This is a genomic window from Mycolicibacterium sp. ND9-15 (genome assembly GCF_035918395.1).
GTDB lineage: Bacteria > Actinomycetota > Actinomycetes > Mycobacteriales > Mycobacteriaceae > Mycobacterium.
The window spans coordinates 3,000,224-3,021,386 of sequence record NZ_CP142362.1 but is presented as its reverse complement, the minus strand read 5'-3'; the positions used below and the strand labels follow the sequence as shown (position 1 = coordinate 3,021,386).

22 protein-coding genes and 1 tRNA gene are annotated in these 21,163 nt (G+C 65.7%); 14 read left to right on the top strand and 9 right to left on the bottom strand.

Going from position 1 to position 21,163, the window contains the following annotated elements; translation table 11 throughout:
• Nucleotides 1–3: 3 nt before the first annotated feature.
• The 5 genes from QGN32_RS14765 to QGN32_RS14745 all read right to left on the bottom strand — a co-directional run bounded on the left by QGN32_RS14765 (nucleotide 4) and on the right by QGN32_RS14745 (nucleotide 4,802).
• Nucleotides 4–1,239: a hypothetical protein gene (locus QGN32_RS14765; RefSeq protein WP_326545116.1), complete on the bottom strand. Its 1,236-nt coding sequence runs from the start codon at nucleotides 1,237–1,239 to the stop codon at nucleotides 4–6.
• Nucleotides 1,220–1,660 (bottom strand): carboxymuconolactone decarboxylase family protein, encoded by a 441-nt coding sequence (locus QGN32_RS14760; protein ID WP_326545115.1) that lies wholly within the window; start codon nucleotides 1,658–1,660, stop codon nucleotides 1,220–1,222. The genes QGN32_RS14765 and QGN32_RS14760 overlap by 20 nt, the downstream gene beginning before the upstream one ends.
• Before the next feature lie 5 nt (nucleotides 1,661–1,665).
• Complete coding sequence (locus QGN32_RS14755) at nucleotides 1,666–2,517, bottom strand: NAD(P)-dependent oxidoreductase (protein ID WP_326545114.1); 852 nt, start codon at nucleotides 2,515–2,517, stop codon at nucleotides 1,666–1,668.
• Nucleotides 2,514–3,260 carry an SDR family oxidoreductase gene (locus QGN32_RS14750; protein WP_326545113.1) on the bottom strand — a complete coding sequence of 249 codons (747 nt, stop codon included), beginning with the start codon at nucleotides 3,258–3,260 and terminating at the stop codon, nucleotides 2,514–2,516. The genes QGN32_RS14755 and QGN32_RS14750 overlap by 4 nt, the downstream gene beginning before the upstream one ends.
• Before the next feature lie 75 nt (nucleotides 3,261–3,335).
• Entirely contained in the window at nucleotides 3,336–4,802 is a 1,467-nt protein-coding gene (locus tag QGN32_RS14745; RefSeq protein WP_326545112.1) for an aldehyde dehydrogenase, read from the bottom strand.
• Between the two features lie 155 nt (nucleotides 4,803–4,957).
• Here QGN32_RS14745 and QGN32_RS14740 point away from each other — a divergent pair, with 155 nt between their 5' ends.
• The 11 genes from QGN32_RS14740 (at nucleotide 4,958) to QGN32_RS14690 (ending at nucleotide 14,387) form a co-directional block, all read left to right on the top strand.
• A complete protein-coding gene (locus QGN32_RS14740; protein WP_442791842.1) occupies nucleotides 4,958–5,551 on the top strand; it encodes a TetR/AcrR family transcriptional regulator in 594 nt (197 codons plus the stop codon).
• Nucleotides 5,548–6,756: a cytochrome P450 gene (locus QGN32_RS14735; RefSeq protein ID WP_326545110.1), complete on the top strand. Its 1,209-nt coding sequence runs from the start codon at nucleotides 5,548–5,550 to the stop codon at nucleotides 6,754–6,756. The genes QGN32_RS14740 and QGN32_RS14735 overlap by 4 nt, the downstream gene beginning before the upstream one ends.
• A 10-nt stretch (nucleotides 6,757–6,766) precedes the next feature.
• Nucleotides 6,767–7,594 (top strand): SDR family oxidoreductase, encoded by an 828-nt coding sequence (locus QGN32_RS14730; protein ID WP_326545109.1) that lies wholly within the window; start codon nucleotides 6,767–6,769, stop codon nucleotides 7,592–7,594.
• The gene (gene cyp51, locus QGN32_RS14725; protein ID WP_326545108.1) at nucleotides 7,591–8,961 is read left to right on the top strand and encodes a lanosterol 14-alpha demethylase; all 1,371 of its coding nucleotides are present in this window, start codon (nucleotides 7,591–7,593) and stop codon (nucleotides 8,959–8,961) included. The genes QGN32_RS14730 and cyp51 overlap by 4 nt, the downstream gene beginning before the upstream one ends.
• Nucleotides 8,962–9,031: 70 nt before the next feature.
• Nucleotides 9,032–9,190, top strand: a complete 159-nt coding sequence (locus tag QGN32_RS14720) for a ferredoxin (RefSeq protein ID WP_442791841.1) — start codon at nucleotides 9,032–9,034, stop codon at nucleotides 9,188–9,190.
• A 2-nt stretch (nucleotides 9,191–9,192) separates the two neighbouring features.
• Entirely contained in the window at nucleotides 9,193–9,738 is a 546-nt protein-coding gene (locus QGN32_RS14715; protein ID WP_326545107.1) for a nuclear transport factor 2 family protein, read from the top strand.
• Between the two features lie 90 nt (nucleotides 9,739–9,828).
• Entirely contained in the window at nucleotides 9,829–10,956 is a 1,128-nt protein-coding gene (locus QGN32_RS14710; protein WP_326545106.1) for an NDMA-dependent alcohol dehydrogenase, read from the top strand.
• A gap of 4 nt (nucleotides 10,957–10,960) precedes the next feature.
• On the top strand, nucleotides 10,961–11,407 hold the full coding sequence (locus tag QGN32_RS14705) for a nuclear transport factor 2 family protein (RefSeq protein ID WP_326545105.1): 447 nt from the start codon (nucleotides 10,961–10,963) through the stop codon (nucleotides 11,405–11,407).
• Nucleotides 11,397–12,260: an SDR family NAD(P)-dependent oxidoreductase gene (locus QGN32_RS14700; RefSeq protein WP_326545104.1), complete on the top strand. Its 864-nt coding sequence runs from the start codon at nucleotides 11,397–11,399 to the stop codon at nucleotides 12,258–12,260. Before QGN32_RS14705 ends, QGN32_RS14700 begins: the two co-directional genes overlap by 11 nt.
• A 97-nt stretch (nucleotides 12,261–12,357) precedes the next feature.
• Nucleotides 12,358–13,917, top strand: a complete 1,560-nt coding sequence (locus tag QGN32_RS14695) for an HNH endonuclease signature motif containing protein (protein ID WP_326545103.1) — start codon at nucleotides 12,358–12,360, stop codon at nucleotides 13,915–13,917.
• A gap of 65 nt (nucleotides 13,918–13,982) precedes the next feature.
• The gene (locus tag QGN32_RS14690) at nucleotides 13,983–14,387 is read left to right on the top strand and encodes an HIT family protein (RefSeq protein WP_326545102.1); all 405 of its coding nucleotides are present in this window, start codon (nucleotides 13,983–13,985) and stop codon (nucleotides 14,385–14,387) included.
• Here the strand turns inward: QGN32_RS14690 and QGN32_RS14685 are convergent.
• Together QGN32_RS14685 and QGN32_RS14680 are read right to left on the bottom strand one after the other, a co-directional pair.
• Nucleotides 14,375–15,796, bottom strand: coding sequence for a sensor histidine kinase (locus QGN32_RS14685; protein WP_326545101.1), 1,422 nt, complete (start codon nucleotides 15,794–15,796; stop codon nucleotides 14,375–14,377). The two genes, QGN32_RS14690 and QGN32_RS14685, sit on opposite strands and share 13 nt — an antisense overlap.
• 44 nt (nucleotides 15,797–15,840) lie before the next feature.
• Nucleotides 15,841–16,554: a response regulator transcription factor gene (locus QGN32_RS14680; RefSeq protein ID WP_326549079.1), complete on the bottom strand. Its 714-nt coding sequence runs from the start codon at nucleotides 16,552–16,554 to the stop codon at nucleotides 15,841–15,843.
• 100 nt (nucleotides 16,555–16,654) lie between these two features.
• Between QGN32_RS14680 and QGN32_RS14675 the strand changes: the two genes are divergently transcribed.
• Nucleotides 16,655–17,476, top strand: coding sequence for a hypothetical protein (locus QGN32_RS14675; protein WP_326545100.1), 822 nt, complete (start codon nucleotides 16,655–16,657; stop codon nucleotides 17,474–17,476).
• Nucleotides 17,477–17,478: 2 nt separating this feature from the next.
• Here QGN32_RS14675 and QGN32_RS14670 read toward each other — a convergent pair whose 3' ends face one another.
• On the bottom strand, nucleotides 17,479–17,637 hold the full coding sequence (locus tag QGN32_RS14670; RefSeq protein ID WP_326545099.1) for a hypothetical protein: 159 nt from the start codon (nucleotides 17,635–17,637) through the stop codon (nucleotides 17,479–17,481).
• 49 nt (nucleotides 17,638–17,686) lie between these two features.
• Between QGN32_RS14670 and QGN32_RS14665 the strand changes: the two genes are divergently transcribed.
• Nucleotides 17,687–17,761: transfer RNA gene (locus QGN32_RS14665), tRNA-Thr, on the top strand.
• Between the two features lie 115 nt (nucleotides 17,762–17,876).
• Nucleotides 17,877–19,832 carry a serine/threonine-protein kinase gene (locus QGN32_RS14660; protein ID WP_326545098.1) on the top strand — a complete coding sequence of 652 codons (1,956 nt, stop codon included), beginning with the start codon at nucleotides 17,877–17,879 and terminating at the stop codon, nucleotides 19,830–19,832.
• Between the two features lie 36 nt (nucleotides 19,833–19,868).
• On the opposite strand, the gene QGN32_RS14655 is transcribed toward QGN32_RS14660, so the two are convergent.
• Nucleotides 19,869–21,161 (bottom strand): acyltransferase, encoded by a 1,293-nt coding sequence (locus QGN32_RS14655; RefSeq protein WP_326545097.1) that lies wholly within the window; start codon nucleotides 21,159–21,161, stop codon nucleotides 19,869–19,871.
• Between the last annotated feature and the right edge of the window lie 2 nt (nucleotides 21,162–21,163).

Below are 21,163 nucleotides of genomic sequence, written 5' to 3'. Positions count from 1 at the left end.
GTTCTACAGCACGGTCAACGGCAGCGACTTACGGTCCTCGAACTCCCATGTCGATCCGCCGCTGACCCTCACGACCGACACCTCGGGGAATTCCTTGGCCTCCGTATCTGTTTCGACGACGCGCGCGGTCCACTCCTCGGCGGTGCCCGCGAGTTCGACGTCGAGGTGCTTGTCCACCGCGGTGACGATCGCCTGCAACGGGCGCCGCTCGTCGGGCGACACCAGCGACATCCATCCGCCGTCCTCGTGGGCCGGTGAGCGTCGGACGTGAACGACATCCGGCCCGAACTCGGCGTCGACGTAGGCGGCGGGGTTGAGCATCGGATGCAACTCCAGCGTGCGCACCGCGCCTCCGACGCCGCCCGGGAGTTGCAACACGCGATGGATCCGCTCGGCGGCGACGCCGGCCAGCCCGATCAACTGTTTGGTACAGATATCGGTTGCCAGTTCGGTGTCGGCGCCCGCGCGCTTTCCGACCGCGATCACGTACGACAGGTTGAGCAGGTGCATCTGCAGGCAGACCTCGTCGGCCATCCGCACCAGCGCGGATTGGGAGAAAGCCCCAAAGTCGAGATCGGATAGCAGCGGGCCGGAGTAGTCCGCCGCTCCCTCGTCATCTGTGTCGATAGGATCGAGTTCTGTTCCGGCTGCGTGGGTTCGCGCAATCACCTCGAGGACCGGATGGTCTTCGGCCTCTGGATAGGACTCGTCGATGATCACGGTCCATGCGCAGTGCGGTTGCCGGTCGGCCGGGGTGCGCGGCGGGCGGTGGATCGGACGGATCTGGGCTCTGCGGTTCGTCGCGACGGCGGTCGCGTCGAACGTCGGGTCTTCGATGTCGTGGCACATGCCACGGACGTAGTCTTCCCCCATCGGTTCCACGTCGAGCAGTGCACCGCAGTGATCGAGATGGAACTCGCCGTGCCAACGGTCGTGCACGGTGTAGCGGAAGTCCATGAACTGCGGCGGCGCGCCGATGTCGAGTTGCAGGCCCTTGAAGATCGTGATCACGTCGGTGCCTTCGTATTTCAGCGCCCTCTGCATCCGCCTGGTGTAGATCGGGCTGGCACCCATCCACTCCTCGATTGCGACCTGCAGCATCTCCTCGCGACCGAAACTACTGATGACCCAGGCCATTCCGGACCGGTCGATCAGCTGGCCGATCAACAGCAGCTCCGGCACCAGTACCGCCAACTGATCCCGGGACAGCGATGAGTATCTACTCGTCTGGGTCGCCATGGACCGTCCCTCCGGAATGCATCTTCACCGCTGCATTGACGTTGGCCTTCTTGTCCTCACCCCGACCTTTCTGCCGGTTCTTGATCACCTTGCTGACCACACCGTCGAGCTTGGACCCCAGCGGAAACCCGAGGTAGTGGGTGAGAAAGATCGCCATTTCCTTGAGTTCGTCCTCGGTGATCTCTCCGTTGGCCAGCGCCGCGTTGGCCTGGATTTCGGCCAGTTCGGAGATGCCCAGCGCCGTCACCACCGTCAGCGTCATGATCCGCTTGTCGCGCATCGACAGGCCCGGCCGGGTCCAAATGGTCCCGAAGAGATGATCGGCGGTCAACGCGAAGTACTCGTTACCTTCGACGTTCGGCATCTCCCAGCCGTATACCTCGTTCATCTTCTCGAGCCCCTTGCGGCGCAATTCGTCCATGCGGCTCACTCCTTCCTATGTGGCACGCCCAGCCCGGCGGCCAGGTTCTGGCGCGCGATCTGAGCCAGCGGAAGCTCCACATCGTTGGCCTCGCCGAGCGCCAGCGCCAAACTCAGGTCCTTCTCCCCCAGCGCGCGCGCATGGCTGAACGACTCGTAGAGGAAATTGTCGCTTTCGATGTCGGACATGTCGTCGCGCACCATGATCGCCCCCGGGCCGCTGGTGAGCGCGTCGGTGTGACGAACCACCCGACCGAGTTGCTGCAAGTTGATCCCGCTGGCTTCGGCCAACCGCATGGCCTCACAGGCCGCCGCGTAACCGACGAACGTCAACATGTTGCGCGCCAGCTTCATTCGAGTACCTGCGCCTGGCTCACCCGCGTGGATGACCATCGCGCCGATCTGCCTGAACACCGGCTTGACACGCTCGTAGACCTCACGATCGGCGCCGACCATGACGGCGAGTTCGCCCTTCTCGGCCGCGGCCCCGCCACCGCTGACGGGTGCATCCACGATGTGAATTCCCTTCGGCCGCAGTTGCTCGGCGAGCTCTACAGCCGTCTCGGGACTGATCGTCGAATGGATCGCGATCACGGTACCCGCCTTCGCGTGCTCGACCAGCTCGCCGACGACGTCGCGCACCTGCTGATCGTCGAGCACGGTGACGCTGACGACGTCGGCCTTGGCCAGGTCGGCGGGGCTGTCGGCCAGTGTCGCCCCGACCTCGGCGAGCGGTGTCATGGCTTCGGCCCGAACATCGAACACGACGAGACCGCCGGGCCATTGCGCGAGTCGCTTGGCCATCGGCGCGCCCATGTTTCCGAGCCCGATGTAGCCGAGCTTGAGATCAGTGCTCATCTGATGATCTGCCCGCCGTCGACGTTGAAGATCTGCCCCGTGATCCATCGAGCCTGATCCGACAGCAGGAACAGGCACATGCCGACCAGGTCGTCCGGGGTGCCCATGCGCGACAACGGGATTCCCTTGACGATGTCGGCCACCATCTCCTGCGGCGTGGTGGTGCGGTTGGCCTCGGTGTCGATCGGCCCCGGGGCGATTGCGTTGATCCGGATGTTCTGACCGCCCAGTTCGGTGGCCAACTGCTGGGTCAGACCGTTGATCCCCACCTTGGCCAGACCATAGAAGTTCGAGTACAGCCATGCCGCCGTCGACGACTGGTTGACGATCGCCCCGCCGCCACGCTTGGCCATCTTCTTGTACACCGCCCGCGTGCACACCAGCGCGCCGTCCATGTTCACGCTCATGAACTTCTTGTAGTAGTCCCAGTCCACGGTGATCAGGAAGTCCAGTTTCATGCCGCCGAAAATCGCGGCGTTGTTCACCAGATAGTCGATACCGCCGAACTCCGAAAGAGTATGCGCGGCCATGTCCTTCGCGCTATCGGGATCCGACACGTCGACCCGCACGGCGAGCGCGTTGCCGCCCTCGCCCTTGATCCCGTCGGCTACCTTCTGCGCACCCTCTGTGTTGATGTCGGCAACCACCACCGCGGCGCCCTCCCGGGCCAGCGCCTCGGCATAAGCCTGGCCGATACCGCCCCCGGCGCCGGTGACGATCGCCACCTTGTCGTCGAACTGCATACTTCCCTCTCTGCCGAGTGGCCACTTACTGCGCGGCTTCAGTGAAAAAGCGTGACGTAACTGGCCATCCGGCGATCAGACCGCCGTTGCGATGGCCTTGATCTCCAGGTATTCCTCGAAGCCGGCCAGGCCCATCTCCCGACCGAGCCCGGACTGCTTGTATCCGCCGAACGGCATGTCCGCCGAGTACCAGACGCCGCCGTTGATGTTCACGGTACCGACGCGCATTCGCGCCGCCACCCGGTTCGCGCGCTCCTCGTCGGCCGAGAACACCGTGCCCGACAAGCCGTAGACCGAATCGTTGGCGATGTGGACCGCGTCGTCGTCACCGTCGTGGGCGATCACCGTCAGCACGGGTCCGAAGATCTCCTCGCGCGAGACCTTGGCGTTGTTGTCGAGTCCGGCGATGACGGTGGGCTCGATGAAGAACCCGGTGTCGCGCTCGGCCGGCCGCCCGCCACCCACGGCGAACGTGCCGCCCTCGTCGATCGCCGAATCGAGGTACCCCTGGACCCGGTCGCGCTGGCGGGCGGAAATCAGTGGCCCGCAGATGGTTCCGGCGTCCTGTGGGTCGCCGGGCTTGAGGCCGGCCATGGTCGCGGCCGCCGCTTCGACAGCCTCGTCGTAGCGGGCGCGCGGCACGACCAACCGCGTGGTGATCGCACAGCCCTGTCCGGCGTGCATCGACGCGGTGAAGGCCGACATCGAGCAGGCACCGGCCAGATCCGCGTCATCGAGCACGATGAACGCCGACTTGCCACCGAGTTCGAGGAACACCTTCTTGATCGTGGCCGCGCCGTCGGCCATCACGCTTCGGCCGGTCGCCGTCGACCCCGTGAACGAAACCATGTCCACCCTCGGGTCTTTGGCCAACAGCGCACCGACACCGTGGTCGCTGGACGTGACGATGTTCACCACACCCGGCGGGATGTCCGTGTGCTCGGCGATCAGCTCCCCGATCGCGGCCGCGCACCATGGGGTGTCCGGCGCCGGCTTGAGCACGACGGTGTTACCCGCGGCCAGTGCTGGACCGATCTTCGCGAGGTTGATCTGGTGCGGGAAGTTCCACGGCGTGATGGCACCGACGACCCCGACCGCTTCGCGGGCGATCCTGCGACGGGTCTTGATGCCCATCGGCGAGGCGATGCCGAGGTCGGTGCTCCACTCATAGGACTCCGCGGTGTCGGCGCAAAAGCTCAAATCCTCGACCGGCCCCTCGAGTTGGGCCGCCGAAGTGAGCATCCGGGGCGCCCCGACCTCGGCGATCGTGATTTCGCGAAGTTCTTCGGTGCGCTCCTTCAGCACCGCCTGCAGCTGGCGCAGGCATCGCACACGGAACTCGGTGTCGGTGGACCAGTCGGTCTCGTCGAAGGCGCGCCGGGCCGCGTCGATCGCGCGGCCCATGTCGTCGGCGGTGGCATCGGCCGCGACGCCGAGCACCTCCTCGGTCGCCGGGTTGACCGTCTGGAACGATCCGCCGCCGCCCGTGACGAGCTTGCCGTCGATGAGCAACCGACTCTCCCGATTGGCCAGCACTGCCATGCCGTCTCCGTTCCACCGTGACTGGACAACTGTCCGAATTGTTGGACCGAACGATAGTCCTCCGGCGTCGTGCCTGGCAAGCAGGTCGTTTTCTAGCTGCGTACTTGCGGATTTCAGACGCGGTCGGATAACTTGGACAGGTGTCCAGCGAATCGATGGTCGCGGTCACGGGCCTGCCGCCTACGACCGCCGGTGACGCGCCGCGCAACCGTCGCCAGGAGGAGACGTTCCGCAAGGTGCTCACCGCCGGTGTCGAGATGCTGCGCGAGTCCTCCTACGCCGATCTGACGGTGCGCGCGGTCGCCGCGAAGGCCAAGGTCGCGCCTGCCACCGCGTACACGTACTTCTCGTCGAAGAACCATCTGATCGCCGAGGTGTACCTCGACCTGATGCGCCAGGTGCCGTACTTCACCGATGTCAACGAGAGCAGGGTGGCGCGCGTCGAGAAGACCCTGCGCGCCATGGCGCTGATGGTCGCCGACGAACCGGAAGTCGCCGCCGCGTGCACGACCGCGCTGCTGAGCGGCGGCGACGCCGCAGTGCGCGCAGTGCGTGACCGCATCGGCGCCGAGATCCATCGCCGCATCCGGGCGGCCATGGGCCCGGACGCCGACCCGCGCGCCTTGGCCGCGTTGGAGATGACGTTCTTCGGCGCGCTGGTCAACGCGGGCAGCGGCGTCTTCACCTATCACCAGATCGCCGACCGGCTCAGCTACGTCGTCGGCCTCATCGTGGGGGACCACCAGTGACCGTCAGCGAAATCATCCTCGACCCATACGATTACGACTTCCACGAGGATCCGTACCCCTACTACAAGCGACTGCGCGACGAGGCGCCGCTGTACCGCAACGACGAACTCGGCTTCTGGGCGCTGTCACGGCATCAGGACGTCTGGGAGGGCTTCCGCAACAGCAAGACGCTGTCGAACAAGTTCGGCGTGTCGTTGGATCCGGCCTCGCGGGGCCCACACGCGTCGAAGACGATGTCGTTCCTGGCGATGGACGATCCCGATCACCTGCGGCTGCGAACACTGGTGTCCAAGGGCTTCACGCCGCGCCGCATCCGTGAGTTGGAGCCCCGGGTCACCGAAATCGCGGTGCAGCATCTGGACGTCATGCTGGACAAGGTTCGATCGAACGAGACCGTCGATTACGTCGACGAGTTCGCGGGCAAGCTGCCCATGGATGTCATCTCCGAACTGATGGGCGTGCCGGAACCGGATCGCACCCAGGTGCGCGCCTGGGCCGACGGCGTGATGCATCGCGACGAGGGTGTGACCGATGTGCCGCCGGCCGCGGTGGAGGCGTCCATCAACCTGATCGTCTACTACCAGGGTATGGTCGCCGAGCGTCGCAGGAATCCCACCGACGACCTCACCACTGCGCTTCTGGAGGCCGAGATCGACGGCGACCGGCTCACCGACGACGAGATTCTCGGTTTCCTGTTCTTGATGGTGATCGCCGGAAACGAGACCACCACGAAACTCCTTGCCAACGCCGCCTTCTGGGGACACAAGAACCCCGACCAGCTCGCCCCGGTCTACGCCGATCTGGAGCGGATACCGCTGTGGGTCGAGGAGACGCTGCGGTACGACACCTCGAGTCAGATCCTGGCGCGCACCGTCGCAGGTGAACTGACGTTGTACGACACCGTCATTCCCGATGGCGACGTGGTGCTGTTGCTGCCCGGCTCGGCACACCGCGACGAGCGGGTGTTCGACCATCCCGACCGATTCATCATCGGCCGCGAGATCGGGTCCAAGCTCTTGAGTTTCGGCAGCGGTGCCCACTTCTGCCTCGGCGCGCACCTGGCGCGGATGGAGGCAAGGGTCGCACTGACCGAGTTGTTCAAACGTATTCGCGGATACGAGGTCGACGAGGCCAACGCCGTCCGCGTCCACTCGAGCAATGTCCGCGGATTCGCTCGTCTTCCGATCACCCTCCAAACCCGTTGAAGGCCCCCACATGCCCCGTTTCGACCCACTTCCCGACCGGCGACCCGTCATCGTCGCCGGCGCCTCGTCCGGAATCGGCGAGGCAACGGCCATCGAGATGGCCGCGCACGGCTTCCCCGTTGCGCTCGGTGCGCGCCGCGTCGAGAAGCTCACCGACATCGTCGGCAAGATCAACGCCGACGGTGGCGAGGCCGTCGGGTTCCACCTCGATGTCACGGACCCCAATTCGGTGAAGACCTTTGTCGCACAATCGGTCGCGGCGCTCGGCGAGATCGAGGTGCTCGTCGCCGGGGCCGGTGACACCTATTTCGGCAAGCTCGCCGAGATCACCACCGACGAGTTCGAGTCGCAACTGCAGATCCACCTCGTCGGCGCCAACCGCCTGGCGGCCGCGGTGCTGCCGGGCATGCTCGAGCGCCGGCGCGGTGACCTCATCTTCGTCGGCTCCGACGTCGCGCTGCGCCAGCGCCCGCACATGGGCGCCTACGGCGCCGCCAAGGCGGCACTGGTCGCGATGGTCAACAACTTCCAGATGGAACTCGAAGGCACCGGTGTGCGAGCCTCGATCGTCCATCCGGGGCCGACCAAGACCAGCATGGGCTGGAGCCTGCCCGCCGAGAAGATCGGTCCGGCACTTGAGGACTGGGCCAAATGGGGACAGGCCCGCCACGACTACTTCCTGCGGGCATCGGATCTCGCCCGCGCCATCACGTTCGTGGCCGAGACGCCGCGCGGCGGGTTCATCGCGAACATGGAGCTACAGCCCGAAGCGCCGTTGACCGACAACACAGATCGTCAGAAGCTCGCCCTGGACGAAGAGGGGATGCCACGGACATGACTGAAACCAATTCAACGACGGCAGCCGTTGTGCCCCGCGTCTCCGGCGGTGAGGAAGAACACGGACACCTCGAAGAGTTCCGCACCGACCCGATTGGGCTGATGAAGCGCGTCCGTGAGGAATGCGGTGACGTCGGCTGGTTCCAACTGGTCGACAAGCACGTCATCCTGCTGTCCGGCGCGGAGGCCAACGAGTTCTTCTTCCGTTCGGCCGACGAGGATCTCGACCAGGCTGAGGCCTATCCGTTCATGACACCGATCTTCGGCAAGGGCGTGGTTTTCGACGCGAGTCCGGAGCGGCGCAAGGAGATGCTGCACAACTCGGCGCTGCGCGGTGAACACATGAAGGGCCACGCGGTCACCATCGAGGGCGAAGTCCGCAAGATGATCGCCGATTGGGGCGATGAAGGCGAGATCGAACTGCTCGACTTCTTCGCCGAGCTGACGATCTACACGTCGACGGCCTGCCTGATCGGGCTGAAGTTCCGCAACCAGCTCGACCACCGCTTCGCCGAGTCCTATCACGATCTGGAGCGCGGCACCGACCCGTTGTGCTACGTCGACCCCTACCTGCCGATCGAGAGCTTTCAACGCCGTGATGAAGCGCGCGTGAAACTCGTTGCGCTGGTGCAGGAGATCATGAGCCAGCGGCTGGCCAACCCGCCGGCGGATAAGGCCGACCGCGACATGCTCGACGTGCTGGTGTCGATCAAGGACGAGGACGGCGAACCGCGGTTCTCGGCCGACGAGGTCACCGGCATGTTCATCTCACTGATGTTCGCCGGGCACCACACCAGTTCCGGCACGTCGGCGTGGACGCTGATCGAATTGATCCGCCATCCCGAGATCTACGCGAAGGTGCAGACCGAGCTCGACGAGCTCTACGCCGATGGTCAGGAAGTGAGCTTCCATGCGCTGCGCCAGATCCCGCTGCTCGACAATGTCGTCAAGGAGACGCTGCGACTGCACCCGCCGCTGATCATCCTGATGCGGGTGGCACAGGGCGAGTTCGAGGTCGCCGGGTTCCCGATCCACAAGGGTGACTTCGTCGCCGCGTCACCCGCTATCAGCAACCGGATCCCCGAGGACTTCCCGGACCCCGACGGTTTCAACCCGGACCGCTACAACAAGCCCGAGCAGGCCGACATCGTCAACCGGTGGACGTGGATCCCGTTCGGTGCGGGCAGACACCGTTGCGTCGGCGCCGCATTCGCGCAGATGCAGATCAAGGCGATCTTCTCGGTTCTCTTGCGCGAGTTCGAGTTCGAGATGGCGCAACCGGCCGACAGCTACCGCAACGACCACTCGAAGATGGTGGTCCAGCTGCAACGGCCCGCAAAGGCTCGATACCGCAGGCGTACAAAGTAATTCGGGTAGGGTGACGAGATTGGGATGCTACCGAGTTGAAGTCGACCTCGACCTGTGCCAGGGCCACGCGATGTGTGAGCTCGAGGCGCCCGACTACTTCAGGGTGCCCAAACGCGGCAAGGTCGAGATCCTGAATCCCGAACCACCCGACGACGCCCGCGACGAGATTCAGAATGCGGTCGACATGTGCCCGACTCAGGCACTGACAATCAAGGAAACAGGAGAGTAGCCATGCCGTCACTGCCCCGCGAAGCGCTCGACAACTGGGTCGAGCAGTGGCTGGAAGCCAATCGTGAAGCCGAACGCAACGGCGACTGGACGCCGTTGGCCGAGTTTTACACCGACGATGCGACCTACGGCTGGAACATCGGCCCCAAGGAAGACGTGATGTGCGTCGGCAAAGACGAAATCCGGGACGTCGCTCTGGGTTTGGAGATGGAAGGTTTGGAGAACTGGGTCTACGAGTACCAGAAGGTGCTCGTCGACGACAAGCAGGGCGAGATCGTCGGCTTTTGGAAGCAGATCGTCAACAAGTCCGACGGCTCCACCGACGAGATCTACGGGATCGGCGGCAGCTGGTTCCGGTTGAACAAGGACCTAAAGATCGAGTGGCAGCGCGACTTCTTCGACTTCGGCCACGTGGCCAAGGGGTACGCGAAGCTGATCGAGTCCGGCGACCTCTCGCCCGGTATGCAGAAACGTATCGAACGCTCGCTCGCCGGCGAGAAACTGCCCGGCTACTACCCGCTCGGCGAGGCCCCCTCACCGATCTGGTGACCGGCCAAGCAGTTGATTGGGGGTGCTTGTGACGCACCTAACTACTGCCTCTAGTCTGAGGTCACCGGCTCTAGCGGAAGGCACGTTCGAATGAAGACAAAAGGTGCTCTCATCTGGGAGTTCAACCAGCCCTGGTCGATCGAGGAGATCGAGATCGGGGACCCCGTCAAGGACGAGGTGAAGGTCCAGATGGAGGCGTCGGGGATGTGCCACTCCGACCACCATCTGGTGACCGGCGGTATCCCGATGGCCGGCTTCCCCGTGCTGGGCGGTCATGAGGGCGCCGGCATCGTGACCGAGGTCGGCCCCGGCGTCGAGGATCTCAAGCCCGGCGACCACGTGGTGATGTCGTTCATCCCGTCCTGCGGTAATTGTCCTTCTTGTCAGGCCGGCCTGCGCAACCTCTGCGACCTCGGCGCCGGACTGCTCGGGGGCACCGCCGTCTCCGACGGCACCCACCGCATCCACGCGAAGGGTCAGCCCGTCTTCCCCATGACGCTGCTGGGCACCTTCTCGCCCTACATGGTCGTGCACAGGAGCTCGGTCGTGAAGATCGACGAATCGATCCCGTTCGAGGTCGCGTGCCTGGTCGGCTGCGGCATCACCACCGGCTACGGCTCGGCCGTCCGCAGCGGTGACGTCCGGCCCGGGGACGATGTCGCGATCGTCGGCGTCGGCGGTGTCGGGATGGGCGCCCTGCAGGGCGCGGTCACGGCCGGGGCGCGGCGCATCTTCGCGATCGACCCGGTGGAGTGGAAGCGGGACCAAGCGCTGAAATTCGGTGCCACACATGCCTATCCGGACTGGGAGTCCGCGATGGCGGGTATCGGCGAGGTCACCTGGGGCCTGATGGCCCAAAAGGTGATCGTCACCGTCGGCGAGCTGCACGGCAAGGACGTCGACAACTACCTGAACCTCACCGCCAAGGGCGGCACCTGCGTGGTGACCGCTATCGGCAGCCTGCTCGACACCGAGGTGAACCTCAACCTCGCGATGCTGACGCTGTTGCAGAAGAACCTGCAGGGCACCATCTTCGGTGGTGGCAACCCGCACTACGACATCCCACAGCTGCTGTCGATGTACAAGGCGGGCAAACTGAACCTGGACGACATGGTCACCCGGCAGTACAAGCTGGAGCAGATCAACGACGGTTACAAGGACATGCTCGAGGGCCGCAACATCCGCGGCGTCATCCGCTACACCGACGACGACCGGTAGGCCCGTGACGCAGGAAACCACCGAGAAGACACCGGCATTGGCCGCGTCGCACAACTCGTGGAAGTGCGTGCACGCCCACGACAAGGACGGCTGGCTGGCGCTGATGGCCGACGACGTCGTCATCGAGGACCCCATCGGGCAGTCCTTCACCAATCCCGACGGCACGGGAATCCGTGGGAAAGAGGCGGTTTCGGGGTTCTACGACGCCAACATCGCCGCCAACGACCTGCGGATCACCTGCGAGGAGACGTTTCCGTCCAGCTCGCCGCTCGAGGTGGCCCATATCCTGTTGCTGCGCAGCAAGTTCGACAACGGTATGACCAGCACGGTGCGCGGGGTTTTCACCTACAAGGTCGACGACGCCGGGCTACTCACGAATCTGCGCGGCTACTGGAACATGGACGCGATGCAATTCGACCAGGCCGCCAGCCGGTCATCGGATGCCAAGTAGTCCCTCGCTCAGCGGACGCGGCGCGGTCGTGGTCGGCGGTTCGCGGGGCGTCGGGTTGGCGGTGGCCGAACTGCTCGCCGCCCACGGCGCGGGAGTCGTCGTCAACGGCCGCGACCCAGATGCGGTAGCGCAAGCGGCGCAACGGATTCCCAATGCGTGCGGGCTGGCCGGCTCCCCCGCCGATCCCGACATGGCCGACACACTGATCGAACAGTGCGTGCAAGAGTTCGGCCGGATCGACATCCTGGTCAACTGCGCGGGTGTCCCCGAGCCCGCCGGATCGTCGATCCTCAACATCACCTCCGCTCAGTTCCGCGATCTGATCGACGCGCATCTCGGCACGGCTTTCGAGACCTGCCGGGCGGCGGCACCGAGGATGGTGGCCCAAGGCGGCGGCGCAATCGTGAACACGAGTTCGTTCGCCTTCCTCGGCGACTACGGCGGCACCGGTTACCCGGCGGGCAAAGGCGGCGTCAACGGCCTGACGCTCGCTATCGCCGCCGAGTTGAAGGAGCACGGCGTGCGCGCCAACGTGGTGTGCCCCGGCGCAAAGACGCGGCTGTCCACCGGCCCGGCCTACGAGGCCCAGATCGCCGATCTGCACCGGCGCGGTTTACTCGACGAGGTCAGCATGCAGGGCGCCCTCGAGGCCCCACCTCCGGAGTATGCCGCGCCGACGTACGCCTATCTGGCCAGTGACATGGCCGAGGACATCACGGGGCAGATCTTCATCGCCGCCGGCGGGTTCATCGGCCGATTCGACCGGCCGAGGCCGGCGATCATCGCGTACCGCGACCATCGGGACAACCCGCCGTGGTCCGTCGCCGATCTGCGCGATTTGATTGCCGGCTGATCCGCACCCTCCAGGCCGGGTCGCAGCCGAGGCCCCGTAGTTCACCACCCCGATCTTGTCGGTGGGCTCTGGCATGATCGAAACTATGTTCCCCTCGATGTTTGCGACGGCCGACGATACCGCCGTGGTCGCGGCGATCGAGGAGTGCGCCCGCGCGGAGGCCGCTCTTGTGGCCCGTCGCCTGGCGGCCACCGCCGAGTTGACCGCGCGATACACCGAGCCCGACGGGCAGCGCGAGCATCTGGTGATCGACGGCTGGCGGCTGGCGGCCGCCGAGATTTCGGCTGCGATGGGGATCGCGGACCGGGCTGCCTCGCGGCAGATGTGTATCGCGATGGCCCTGCGGGAGCGGTTGCCCAAAGTCGCGGCGCTGTTCGCCGAGGGGCGGTTGAGTGCCGGGCTGGTCGCGACCATCACCTGGCGGACACAACTGATCGTTGATTCCGAGATCCAAAAACTGCTCGACACCGCGATCGCCGAGCGTGCGGCCAAGTGGGGGTCACTGTCGGTCGCAAAACTGGAGGCGGCGATCGACTCGCTGGTCGACGCTCATGATCCCGACGCGCGCCGGCGCATGCGAGAGGCCGCACGAAGCAGAGACGTCCGGCTGGGCAAACGCGACGATGTGACGGGAACGGCGTCGCTGTGGGGTCGGTTGTCGGCGACCGATGCGGCCCTGCTCGAGCGTCGGCTAGCACAGATGTCGGGCGGGGTGTGCAACGACGATCCGCGCACCCTCGGGCAGCGGCGGGCTGATTCGCTGGGCACCATCGCCGCCGGCGCGGACGCACTGAGCTGCCAGTGCGCCAACCCGGACTGCCCGGCTGCCGGCGACGATCCCCGCGCGGCCGGCATCGTCATCAACGTGATCGCCGAACCCGCGGCCCTAAACGCACAACCCGATCCTCAGATGTCAGGCGACGGCCAAGCCAATCCAGGGCCAGAGCCGGCCGAACGCCCAGCACCGCCGGGGCAGCCGAAACCGGCTGCAGCGCTTGTTCTCGGTGGCGGTCTGATCCCGACGCCGCTGCTGGCCGAGCTGATCAACAACGGCGCCAAAGTCCAGTGGGTGCAAAAGCCCGATGCAGCACCCGAAGCCGGCTATCAGCCGTCGCGCAAGACGGCACGGTTTGTCCGGATGCGCGATTTGACGTGTCGATTCCCCGGCTGCGACCGACCCGCGGAGTTCTGCGACATCGACCACACGACGCCCTATCCGGGCGGCGCCACGCATCCGTCAAACACCAAGTGCCTGTGCCGAATTCATCACCTCCTCAAAACGTTCTGCGGCTGGCTCGACGAGCAACGCGCCGACGGGACGATCATCTGGACGGCGCCGTCTGGGCGCACGTATGTAACCCACCCCGGTAGCCGGTTGTTCTACCCCGGCTGGGATAGCGCCACTGCCGTCCTGCCCGCGCCACAACGACCGGCACAAAACGGCGCCAAAGGCGCCATGATGCCGCGCCGACGGCGAACCCGCACCCAGGACCGGCTGCACCAAATCAAGCGCGAACGCGCACTCAACGCCCTCGAACGCAGCAGACCCGCGGCCCCCGTCACCTCCCAACCCAGCAGGCCGCCGCCGCACGACCTAACCGATACCGACCTCGCGGTGGGCACCGACGGCTCTGACGCCGACCCTCCACCGTTCTGACCAACGCGACGGCCACACCAACGCGCCCGCCTCGTGCCTCAACGACCCTCACTATGCTCGACGCCATGGCGAGCGTCTTCACCAAGATCATCAACGGAGAGTTGCCCGGCCGGTTCGTCTACGAAGACGACGACACCGTCGCGTTCCTGACGATCGCGCCGATCACCCGCGGCCACACGCTGGTGGTGCCCCGAGCGGAGATCGACCACTGGCAGGAGGTCGCCCCCGTGGTCCTCGGCCGGGTCATGGAAGTGTCGCAATTGATCGGCAAGGCCGTGGTCAAGGCATTCCCGGCCGAGCGGGCGGGCGTGATCATCGCCGGCATGGAAGTGCCGCACCTGCACGTGCACGTCTTCCCCACCAACAACCTCGCCGACTTCGGCTTCGCCAACGCCGACCACAACCCGTCGCCGCAGGCCCTCGACGATGCTCAGGCCAGGATCAAAGCCGCGCTGGCTCAGCTGACCTGAGCCGCGACGTCGGCTATCCGCGGCAGGCTGACCGTGAACGTGCATCCCTGTCCGGAGGCGGTGGTGACGCCGACCGTCCCGCCATGCGCGTAGACCAGCGAGTCGACGATCGACAGCCCCAGGCCGGTACCGCCGCTGGTTCGTGCCCGCGAGGTGTCCGCACGGTAGAACCGCTCGAAAACGCGTTGCGCGTCTTCGGGATTCATCCCCGGACCTTCGTCGCAGACCTCCAGCACCGCCTGCTCGCCTGAGGTACCCACCCGCACCGTGACCCCCGCGCTTTCGGGGGTGTGCTGCAGCGCGTTGGCCATCAGGTTGCCCAGCACCTGGCGCAGGCGCGCCTCGTCGCCGAGCACCTCCGGGGTGCCGGGACCGTCGAGCACCTCCATCTTGATGACCCGATTCGGAGCGATGGACTGCGCGTCGTGCACAGCGTCGGTAGCCAACGTCAGCAAGTCGACCCGCCGGCGTTCCAGCGGGCGTTGTGCGTCGAGGCGCGCGAGCAGCAGCAGGTCCTCTACGAGCACACCCATTCGGCTGGACTCGCTTTCGATGCGGCTCATCAGCATCTCGATGTCGCGTGCGGCGCCCTGGCGGTACAGCTCGGCGAAGCCGCGGATCGTGGTCAACGGCGTACGCAGTTCGTGGCTGGCGTCGGTGATGAACCGTCGCATCCGTTCCTCGGATCGCCTCGCCTGCTCGGCGGAGGCCTCCGACGCGGCCATCGCGCTCTGAATCTGAGTCAGCATCCCGTTGAGCGCCAAAGAAAGCCGGCCCACCTCGGTGCGCGGATCGCGCTGTGGGATGCGGCGGTCGAAATCGCCCGCAGCGATCCCGGCGGCAGTCTGTTCGACTTCGACCAACGGGCGAAGGCTGCGGTGCACGACGGCGTAGCCGGCCACACCGAGCACCAGCAGTACCGCCACCCCGATGCCCACCTGCGCGTAGGTCAGCTCACGCACCGTGGTCTGCACATCGGAGAGATCGATGGCCACAGTGGTCAGTTCCCCGCCGGGCCCGCGGACCGTCATCGCGCGCCACAGCACACCGGAGTCGTCGAGCGATCCGATCGTCACCGGAACGGGGCCGACGTCGTTGTCGGGCGGCAGCGCCGGTTCGGCGTCGCGATCGTTCACCGCGATCCACATCCGGCCACCGGCATCGACGCCTCGGACGTAGAAGTTCGTCGGTGGCCGCGCGGGGTTGGGGCTTTCCACCGCGTCGGCGGACCCGCCGCGCGGCGCCTGCGCCCATCCGCGGGAGGCGTCGAGCAGTTCCTGGTCGACCCGGCTGCTCAGAGTGTGCCGAAGGATCGAGGTGACCGCCACGCCGGACGCCAGCAGACCGCACGCCACCAATAAAAGGGTGGCCGCCACCAGCGCGACCCTCAGCGGCACACGTCCGGTCATCTACCCATTGTCAGCGTGCCGACCGTTCTTCGCACAAGCGCTCATCACCGCGGCTCGCGGAGCACGTATCCCACCCCGCGCAAGGTGTGCAGCAGACGCTTCTCGCCCGTGTCGATCTTGCGGCGCAGATACGACACGTACGATTCGACGACGTTGACGTCGCCGCCGAAGTCGTAGCGCCAGACGTGGTCGAGGATTTTCGGTTTCGACAACACGGTGCCCGCGTTGATGATGAAGTACCGCAGCAGAGTGAACTCCGTCGGTGAAAGCGACACCGGCTCCCCCGCCTTCCACACCTCGTGGGTGTCCTCGTCGAGTTCGATGTCGGCAAAGGACAGCCGGGAGTTGCGAGGCTCTTCGACGCCGCGCCCGGAACGACGCAGGATCACCCGCAACCGGGCCACCACCTCCTCGAGGCTGAACGGCTTGGTCACATAGTCGTCGCCGCCCAGGGTCAGACCCGCGATCTTGTCCTGCAGTGAGTCTCGCGCGGTGAGAAACAGCGCGGGTGCGTCGATGCCGTCGGCGCGTAGCCGGCGCAGCAGGCCGAAGCCGTCCATGCCGGGCATCATCACGTCGAGGATGACGGCGTCGGGGTGCGTCTCGCGCGCCTTGTCCAGCGCAGCCGGACCGTTGGACGCGGTGTAGACCTCGAACCCCTGAAACTTCAGGCTGACGGACAGCAGCTCGACGATGTTGGCCTCGTCGTCGACGACGAGGACCTTGGCCTCGGGTGTGTTCTCCGGTAGTGCAGGCATGGCCACCTAATCACTGTGAATCTCTTCGCTGGCTATGTTCCTGCAAGTCGGCTGTGTGCTTCCTGTGAGTTTCAGTTTGCAGTGTCCATAGACTGGAGTGATGAACTTCGGCAAAGCCCTGACCGATATCGCCACCGCTCCGGCACGGACCGCGCTGGCCGTCGCCGACGCGGGGCTTGCCATGGCCACGGGCGCGGTGACCCTGGCGCAGCGGACGCTCGGCGAAGCCGCCGAGGGCGGCGCCGGCTCGGCGTCTCTGGCCACCATGCTGGGCCTCAACGACGCCGTCGACCGGGCGAACCGGCTGGCCAGGCTGATGGACGACGACGCCCCGCTGGGCCGGGCACTGGCGCCGAACGGCCCGCTCGACCGACTGCTGCGACCGGGCGGGCTGGTCGATCAGCTGACCAGCGAGGGCGGACTGCTGGACCGGATGACTGCGGAGAACGGTGCGGTAGCGCGGGCCGTGGAGCCCGGTGGCTTGGTGGACCAGGTGATGGCCGAGGGCGGTCTGGTGGACCGGATGACGACCGACGACGGCGCCTTGTCGCGGGTCATCGCGCCGGGGGGACTGGCGGACCAACTGCTGGCCAACGACGGACTGGTCGAACGGGTGCTGCGCGAGGACGGGGTTGCCGACCGACTGCTCGCCGAGGGCGGGTTGTTGGACACGCTGACGGATCCGAACGGGCCGCTGCTCAAACTGGCCGACGTCGCCGACACCCTCAACCGGTTGGCTCCGGGACTCGAGGCGCTGGCGCCGACGATCGACGCGCTGCACGATGCCGTCGTGACGTTGAGCCAGGTAGTGAACCCGCTGAGCAGTATCGCCGACCGGATTCCGCTGCCGGGCCGACGGCCGCGCGCACGATCGGCCTCGCGGACCGTGACGTCGCAACGGATCGTCGACGTCGAGGAATGAGGTCAGGCGTCCGCTTCGAGGTTCTGGATCGCCGCTGAGACGCTTTCCGGGCTCGGCGGTTGATCCTCGGGCCGCCACTCCTGCAGGAGCAGGACCGCGGCGCCGCGCAGCATGCGCACGTAGTCGTCGACGTCGCTGAGAAGACCGTCCCTGACAGTCACGGGCAGCGGGGTTCCCCGAACCGACGAGCCGATAAACTCGGGCCCTCAGGCCTCCTTAGCTCAGTGGTAGAGCACCCGCCTTGTAAGCGGGATGTCATCGGTTCAATCCCGATAGGAGGCTCCATGACGAGCCGACTGCAGTAATGCGCGTCAGGCGCTGTCTGCGCAGGCGTTGGGCGAAGAACTCCCAGGCCAGGGGTACCGCAGCTACCATCTAGGTGACCTGGAACGAGGTTGCCATGACTGACCCGACCGCCGACTACCCCGCCGAGTTCACGCGCACTCAAGCGCCCACGGACACTGCCGACGGAACCGCAATCCGCACCGGATCATTCGAACCATCGTTCGCCGCCGTCAGCCCGTCCACCCGCCTCGCCCAGATCGATGTCGGGCAGCGGCTCGACGACTTCGATCTGCTCATCGAGCTCGGCAGCGGCGCATTCGCGCGAGTTTTCCTGGCCCGGCAACGGTCACTGCAACGGCTGGTGGCGGTGAAGATATCCGCGAACCGAGGCTATGAACCGCAGACCCTGGCCCAACTCGACCACGACTACATCGTGCGCGTCTTCGACCAGCGGATTCTGCGCGATCGTGACTGGCGACTGCTCTACATGCAGTATCTGCCCGGCGGAACGCTGCTCGACCTTGTCCAAGCGATTCATCGCGCAGAGCGGCCACCCGAAACCGGTCAAGCGTTGCTTGACGCGGTGGACGACGCACTGGAGGCGCGCGGCGAGATCCGGCCCACCGAGTCGTCCACACGCGCTGAGCTCGCCTCCCTGCCCTGGCCCGACACCGTTGCTTGGCTGGGGAAACGACTGGCCGAAGCGTTGCACTATGCCAATTCACGGGGCGTCCTGCACCGCGACATCAAGCTGGCGAACGTCCTCCTCGCGCCCAATGGCACCCCCAAACTCGCGGACTTCAACATCAGCTTCGGCCGCAACGTAGCGGGCGCAAGCCCGTTCGAATACTTCGGCGGCTCACTGTCCTACATGTCTCCCGAGCAACTCGTCGCTTGTCAGCCCGGGCACACGCGAGATATGGCGAACCTCGATGCCCGCAGCGACATCTACTCCCTCGCGGTCGTGCTGTGGGAGCTACTGACCGGCTGCAAACCGTTCGATGATTCCGCGGCGCAAGCCGCTCGGGCGAACGGGGCCGGGCCGATCGGCGACACCACAGCGCTCGAGCTGATGCTGGCCACCCGCGCACAAGGGGTCTCGCCGGCAGCCGTTTCCGCGCTACCGGAGAACTGTCCGCCGGCGCTGCGGAGAGTTCTGCTGAAGGCATTGAGCGCCGATCGCGAACAGCGCTGGGACTCGGGCGCCGAACTCGCCGAGCAACTCCAGCTGTGCCTTGATCCGCACGCTCGTGACCTGGTGGATCCGCCGGCACGAAGCTGGCGGCTGCGGCTGCGGCCGTTCGTCCTGCCAATTGCGCTGCTGGCCATCATCATTCCCAACCTGCTCGCCAGCATGTACAACATCCAACACAATCGACTGCTCATCGTCAGCCAGCTCTCCGAGCAGGCCCAGAGCCGTTTCATGCTAATCACCGCACTGGTCAATGTGGTTTTCTTTCCGCTCGGCAGCGCGCTGCTGCTCTATTGGTGCCGTCGTGTAATCCTGGTCCCGCGACGCCTGCGGCAGGGGCCCGCTCCGTCCGCAGAAGCCTTGGCCCAAGCGCGTCACGATTGTCTCGTCACGCCTGATCGGGTGGTGTTCGTCGTGTTCGGCTTATGGTTGCTGGCCGGGCTGACCTTCCCGCTCACCATGCAGTTCGTCGCGGGTGGAATCCCCGGTAGGTCTGCGATCCATTTCTTCGGGTCACTGACGATCTGTGGCGCAATCGCGATCGCGTATCCGTTCTTTCTGTTGACGTTTTACATCGTGCGCAGTGTCTATCCGGAACTCGTGGCGCACGGGCAGACGAACCCGCGGGAAGCCGATCAGCTAGGAGCGCTCAGCCGTCGACTCTCACGGTATCTGGCGATCGCGGCCTCCGTGCCGTTGCTCGGCGTCGTCGCCGTGACACTCCTGACCCCCGCCGAGATCGCCGAAGTCATCGTGCCGATCCGAGTGCTGTGTATCGGGGGGATCACCGGGTTCGTCCTGGTGTACTGGCTGTCGCGGCAGATCGAATCCGACATTCGTGCACTCGAGCGGGTGATTCGCAACCGAGTGCCCCACTAGGCTCCAGGTCCGATCCGACGTTCGCGGTCGTGAACCTCACGATGCAGCGGTGGAGCACCGGAACCGGTGCATGTATTCGCGAACCGCGGGCGCGGACATGACCTGGAAATCTTTGAGTGGCAATGCCATTCGAAAGACAAGTCCGCTGCCGTGCGCCCCTTCCATCAAGGTTGCGCTCCCTGCGACGGGTAATGTCATCAATACCGTGCAGTAGGACGTGAAGGTGTCCTCGAACTGAAGGCGGTAAACCCCGAAGCTGCTCAGGTTCGTCACAATCGGATTCCAGGCGACCGGACTGAACGCGGCCGTCACACAGCGAGCGGCCCGCCACCTACCGCCCGCGTCGAGGAACCGTTGGTTGGCGCGCATGTCGCAATGCTGGTCGGCGAAATGGTCGACGTTGTGGCGGATGCGTTCGGCAATCGACGTTGCCGGCTCTCCGCGCCTCAGCTCGAGATTCAGTGTCGTGATGATATTGCCGACGAGCATAGGGTCGAGACCGCAACGAGTCCGCGCGTTCACGACGATTGCGAGCGTACGACGAGCCACCCCCTCATCCGCATTCATGAGAGCTTCGCAGATATGCGCGCAAACAACATCGTTCGCCGACAAGCGCATCCGGCTCCCGTAGGCCTCGCGCATGCGGACAATCTCGTCATCTCCGAAACAGACGCTCAGGGTGCGCTGCTTTCGCGCCTCCCGTGCCAGATACCGCGCACCGCGCACGATTTCTGTGAACCGGAGGCACCGCACGCCGGGCTCCCGCGCACCGTCGGCGGGCAGATGCTCGTCGAGATAGGCGGCGCGGTCTGCCACGATCAACGGCTCGGCGAGCACCTTCCCGGTGGCGGCGGCCGACCACGCGTTCATGAAGTGCATCAGCGTCTGCATGTCGCCGACCGCGTGGTGCCAGGAGAAACCGATCGCGGTGGCGTCGTCTGCAAGATGCGTGACGCGGACCTTGCACAACGGGCTCAGCCCCCAACGCGCGGTGACACCGTTCACCGCATCGACGAGCCATGACCCCTTGTCCTCCCACACCGAACAGATGGCCTCACGGAGCGTGCGCTCGGACGCTACCGACGTCAGAGGTACGCCCTGCCCACGACACCGGATTCGCATCGGGCCGCCCCCCGTGGCCATTCGCGCCGCGAAGATCGGAAGATTCGTCAGGGCCCGGGCGAATGCGCGCCTGAGTACCACTGTGTCGAGATCGCGCTCAAAGAAGAAGACGATGTTCATCGCCAGGTTCGCCACGATGGCATCCCCGACATTGCAGAGGATTTCGAACCGTTGAACGTGCATCGGTTTGATCAGCTGGGTCGGCATGA

Coding starts and splice junctions, on each gene's coding strand:
- QGN32_RS14655 (WP_326545097.1), bottom strand. CDS start 21,161: ATGCCGACCCAGCTGATCAAACCGATGCACGTTCAACGGTTCGAAATC.
- QGN32_RS14755 (WP_326545114.1), bottom strand. CDS start 2,517: ATGAGCACTGATCTCAAGCTCGGCTACATCGGGCTCGGAAACATGGGC.
- QGN32_RS14720 (WP_442791841.1), top strand. CDS start 9,032: ATGTGTGAGCTCGAGGCGCCCGACTACTTCAGGGTGCCCAAACGCGGC.
- QGN32_RS14730 (WP_326545109.1), top strand. CDS start 6,767: ATGCCCCGTTTCGACCCACTTCCCGACCGGCGACCCGTCATCGTCGCC.
- QGN32_RS14685 (WP_326545101.1), bottom strand. CDS start 15,796: ATGACCGGACGTGTGCCGCTGAGGGTCGCGCTGGTGGCGGCCACCCTT.
- QGN32_RS14745 (WP_326545112.1), bottom strand. CDS start 4,802: ATGGCAGTGCTGGCCAATCGGGAGAGTCGGTTGCTCATCGACGGCAAG.
- QGN32_RS14675 (WP_326545100.1), top strand. CDS start 16,655: ATGAACTTCGGCAAAGCCCTGACCGATATCGCCACCGCTCCGGCACGG.
- cyp51 (WP_326545108.1), top strand. CDS start 7,591: ATGACTGAAACCAATTCAACGACGGCAGCCGTTGTGCCCCGCGTCTCC.
- QGN32_RS14680 (WP_326549079.1), bottom strand. CDS start 16,554: ATGCCTGCACTACCGGAGAACACACCCGAGGCCAAGGTCCTCGTCGTC.
- QGN32_RS14660 (WP_326545098.1), top strand. CDS start 17,877: ATGACTGACCCGACCGCCGACTACCCCGCCGAGTTCACGCGCACTCAA.
- QGN32_RS14715 (WP_326545107.1), top strand. CDS start 9,193: ATGCCGTCACTGCCCCGCGAAGCGCTCGACAACTGGGTCGAGCAGTGG.
- QGN32_RS14765 (WP_326545116.1), bottom strand. CDS start 1,239: ATGGCGACCCAGACGAGTAGATACTCATCGCTGTCCCGGGATCAGTTG.
- QGN32_RS14750 (WP_326545113.1), bottom strand. CDS start 3,260: ATGCAGTTCGACGACAAGGTGGCGATCGTCACCGGCGCCGGGGGCGGT.
- QGN32_RS14760 (WP_326545115.1), bottom strand. CDS start 1,660: ATGGACGAATTGCGCCGCAAGGGGCTCGAGAAGATGAACGAGGTATAC.
- QGN32_RS14700 (WP_326545104.1), top strand. CDS start 11,397: ATGCCAAGTAGTCCCTCGCTCAGCGGACGCGGCGCGGTCGTGGTCGGC.
- QGN32_RS14740 (WP_442791842.1), top strand. CDS start 4,958: ATGGTCGCGGTCACGGGCCTGCCGCCTACGACCGCCGGTGACGCGCCG.
- QGN32_RS14690 (WP_326545102.1), top strand. CDS start 13,983: ATGGCGAGCGTCTTCACCAAGATCATCAACGGAGAGTTGCCCGGCCGG.
- QGN32_RS14710 (WP_326545106.1), top strand. CDS start 9,829: ATGAAGACAAAAGGTGCTCTCATCTGGGAGTTCAACCAGCCCTGGTCG.
- QGN32_RS14695 (WP_326545103.1), top strand. CDS start 12,358: ATGTTTGCGACGGCCGACGATACCGCCGTGGTCGCGGCGATCGAGGAG.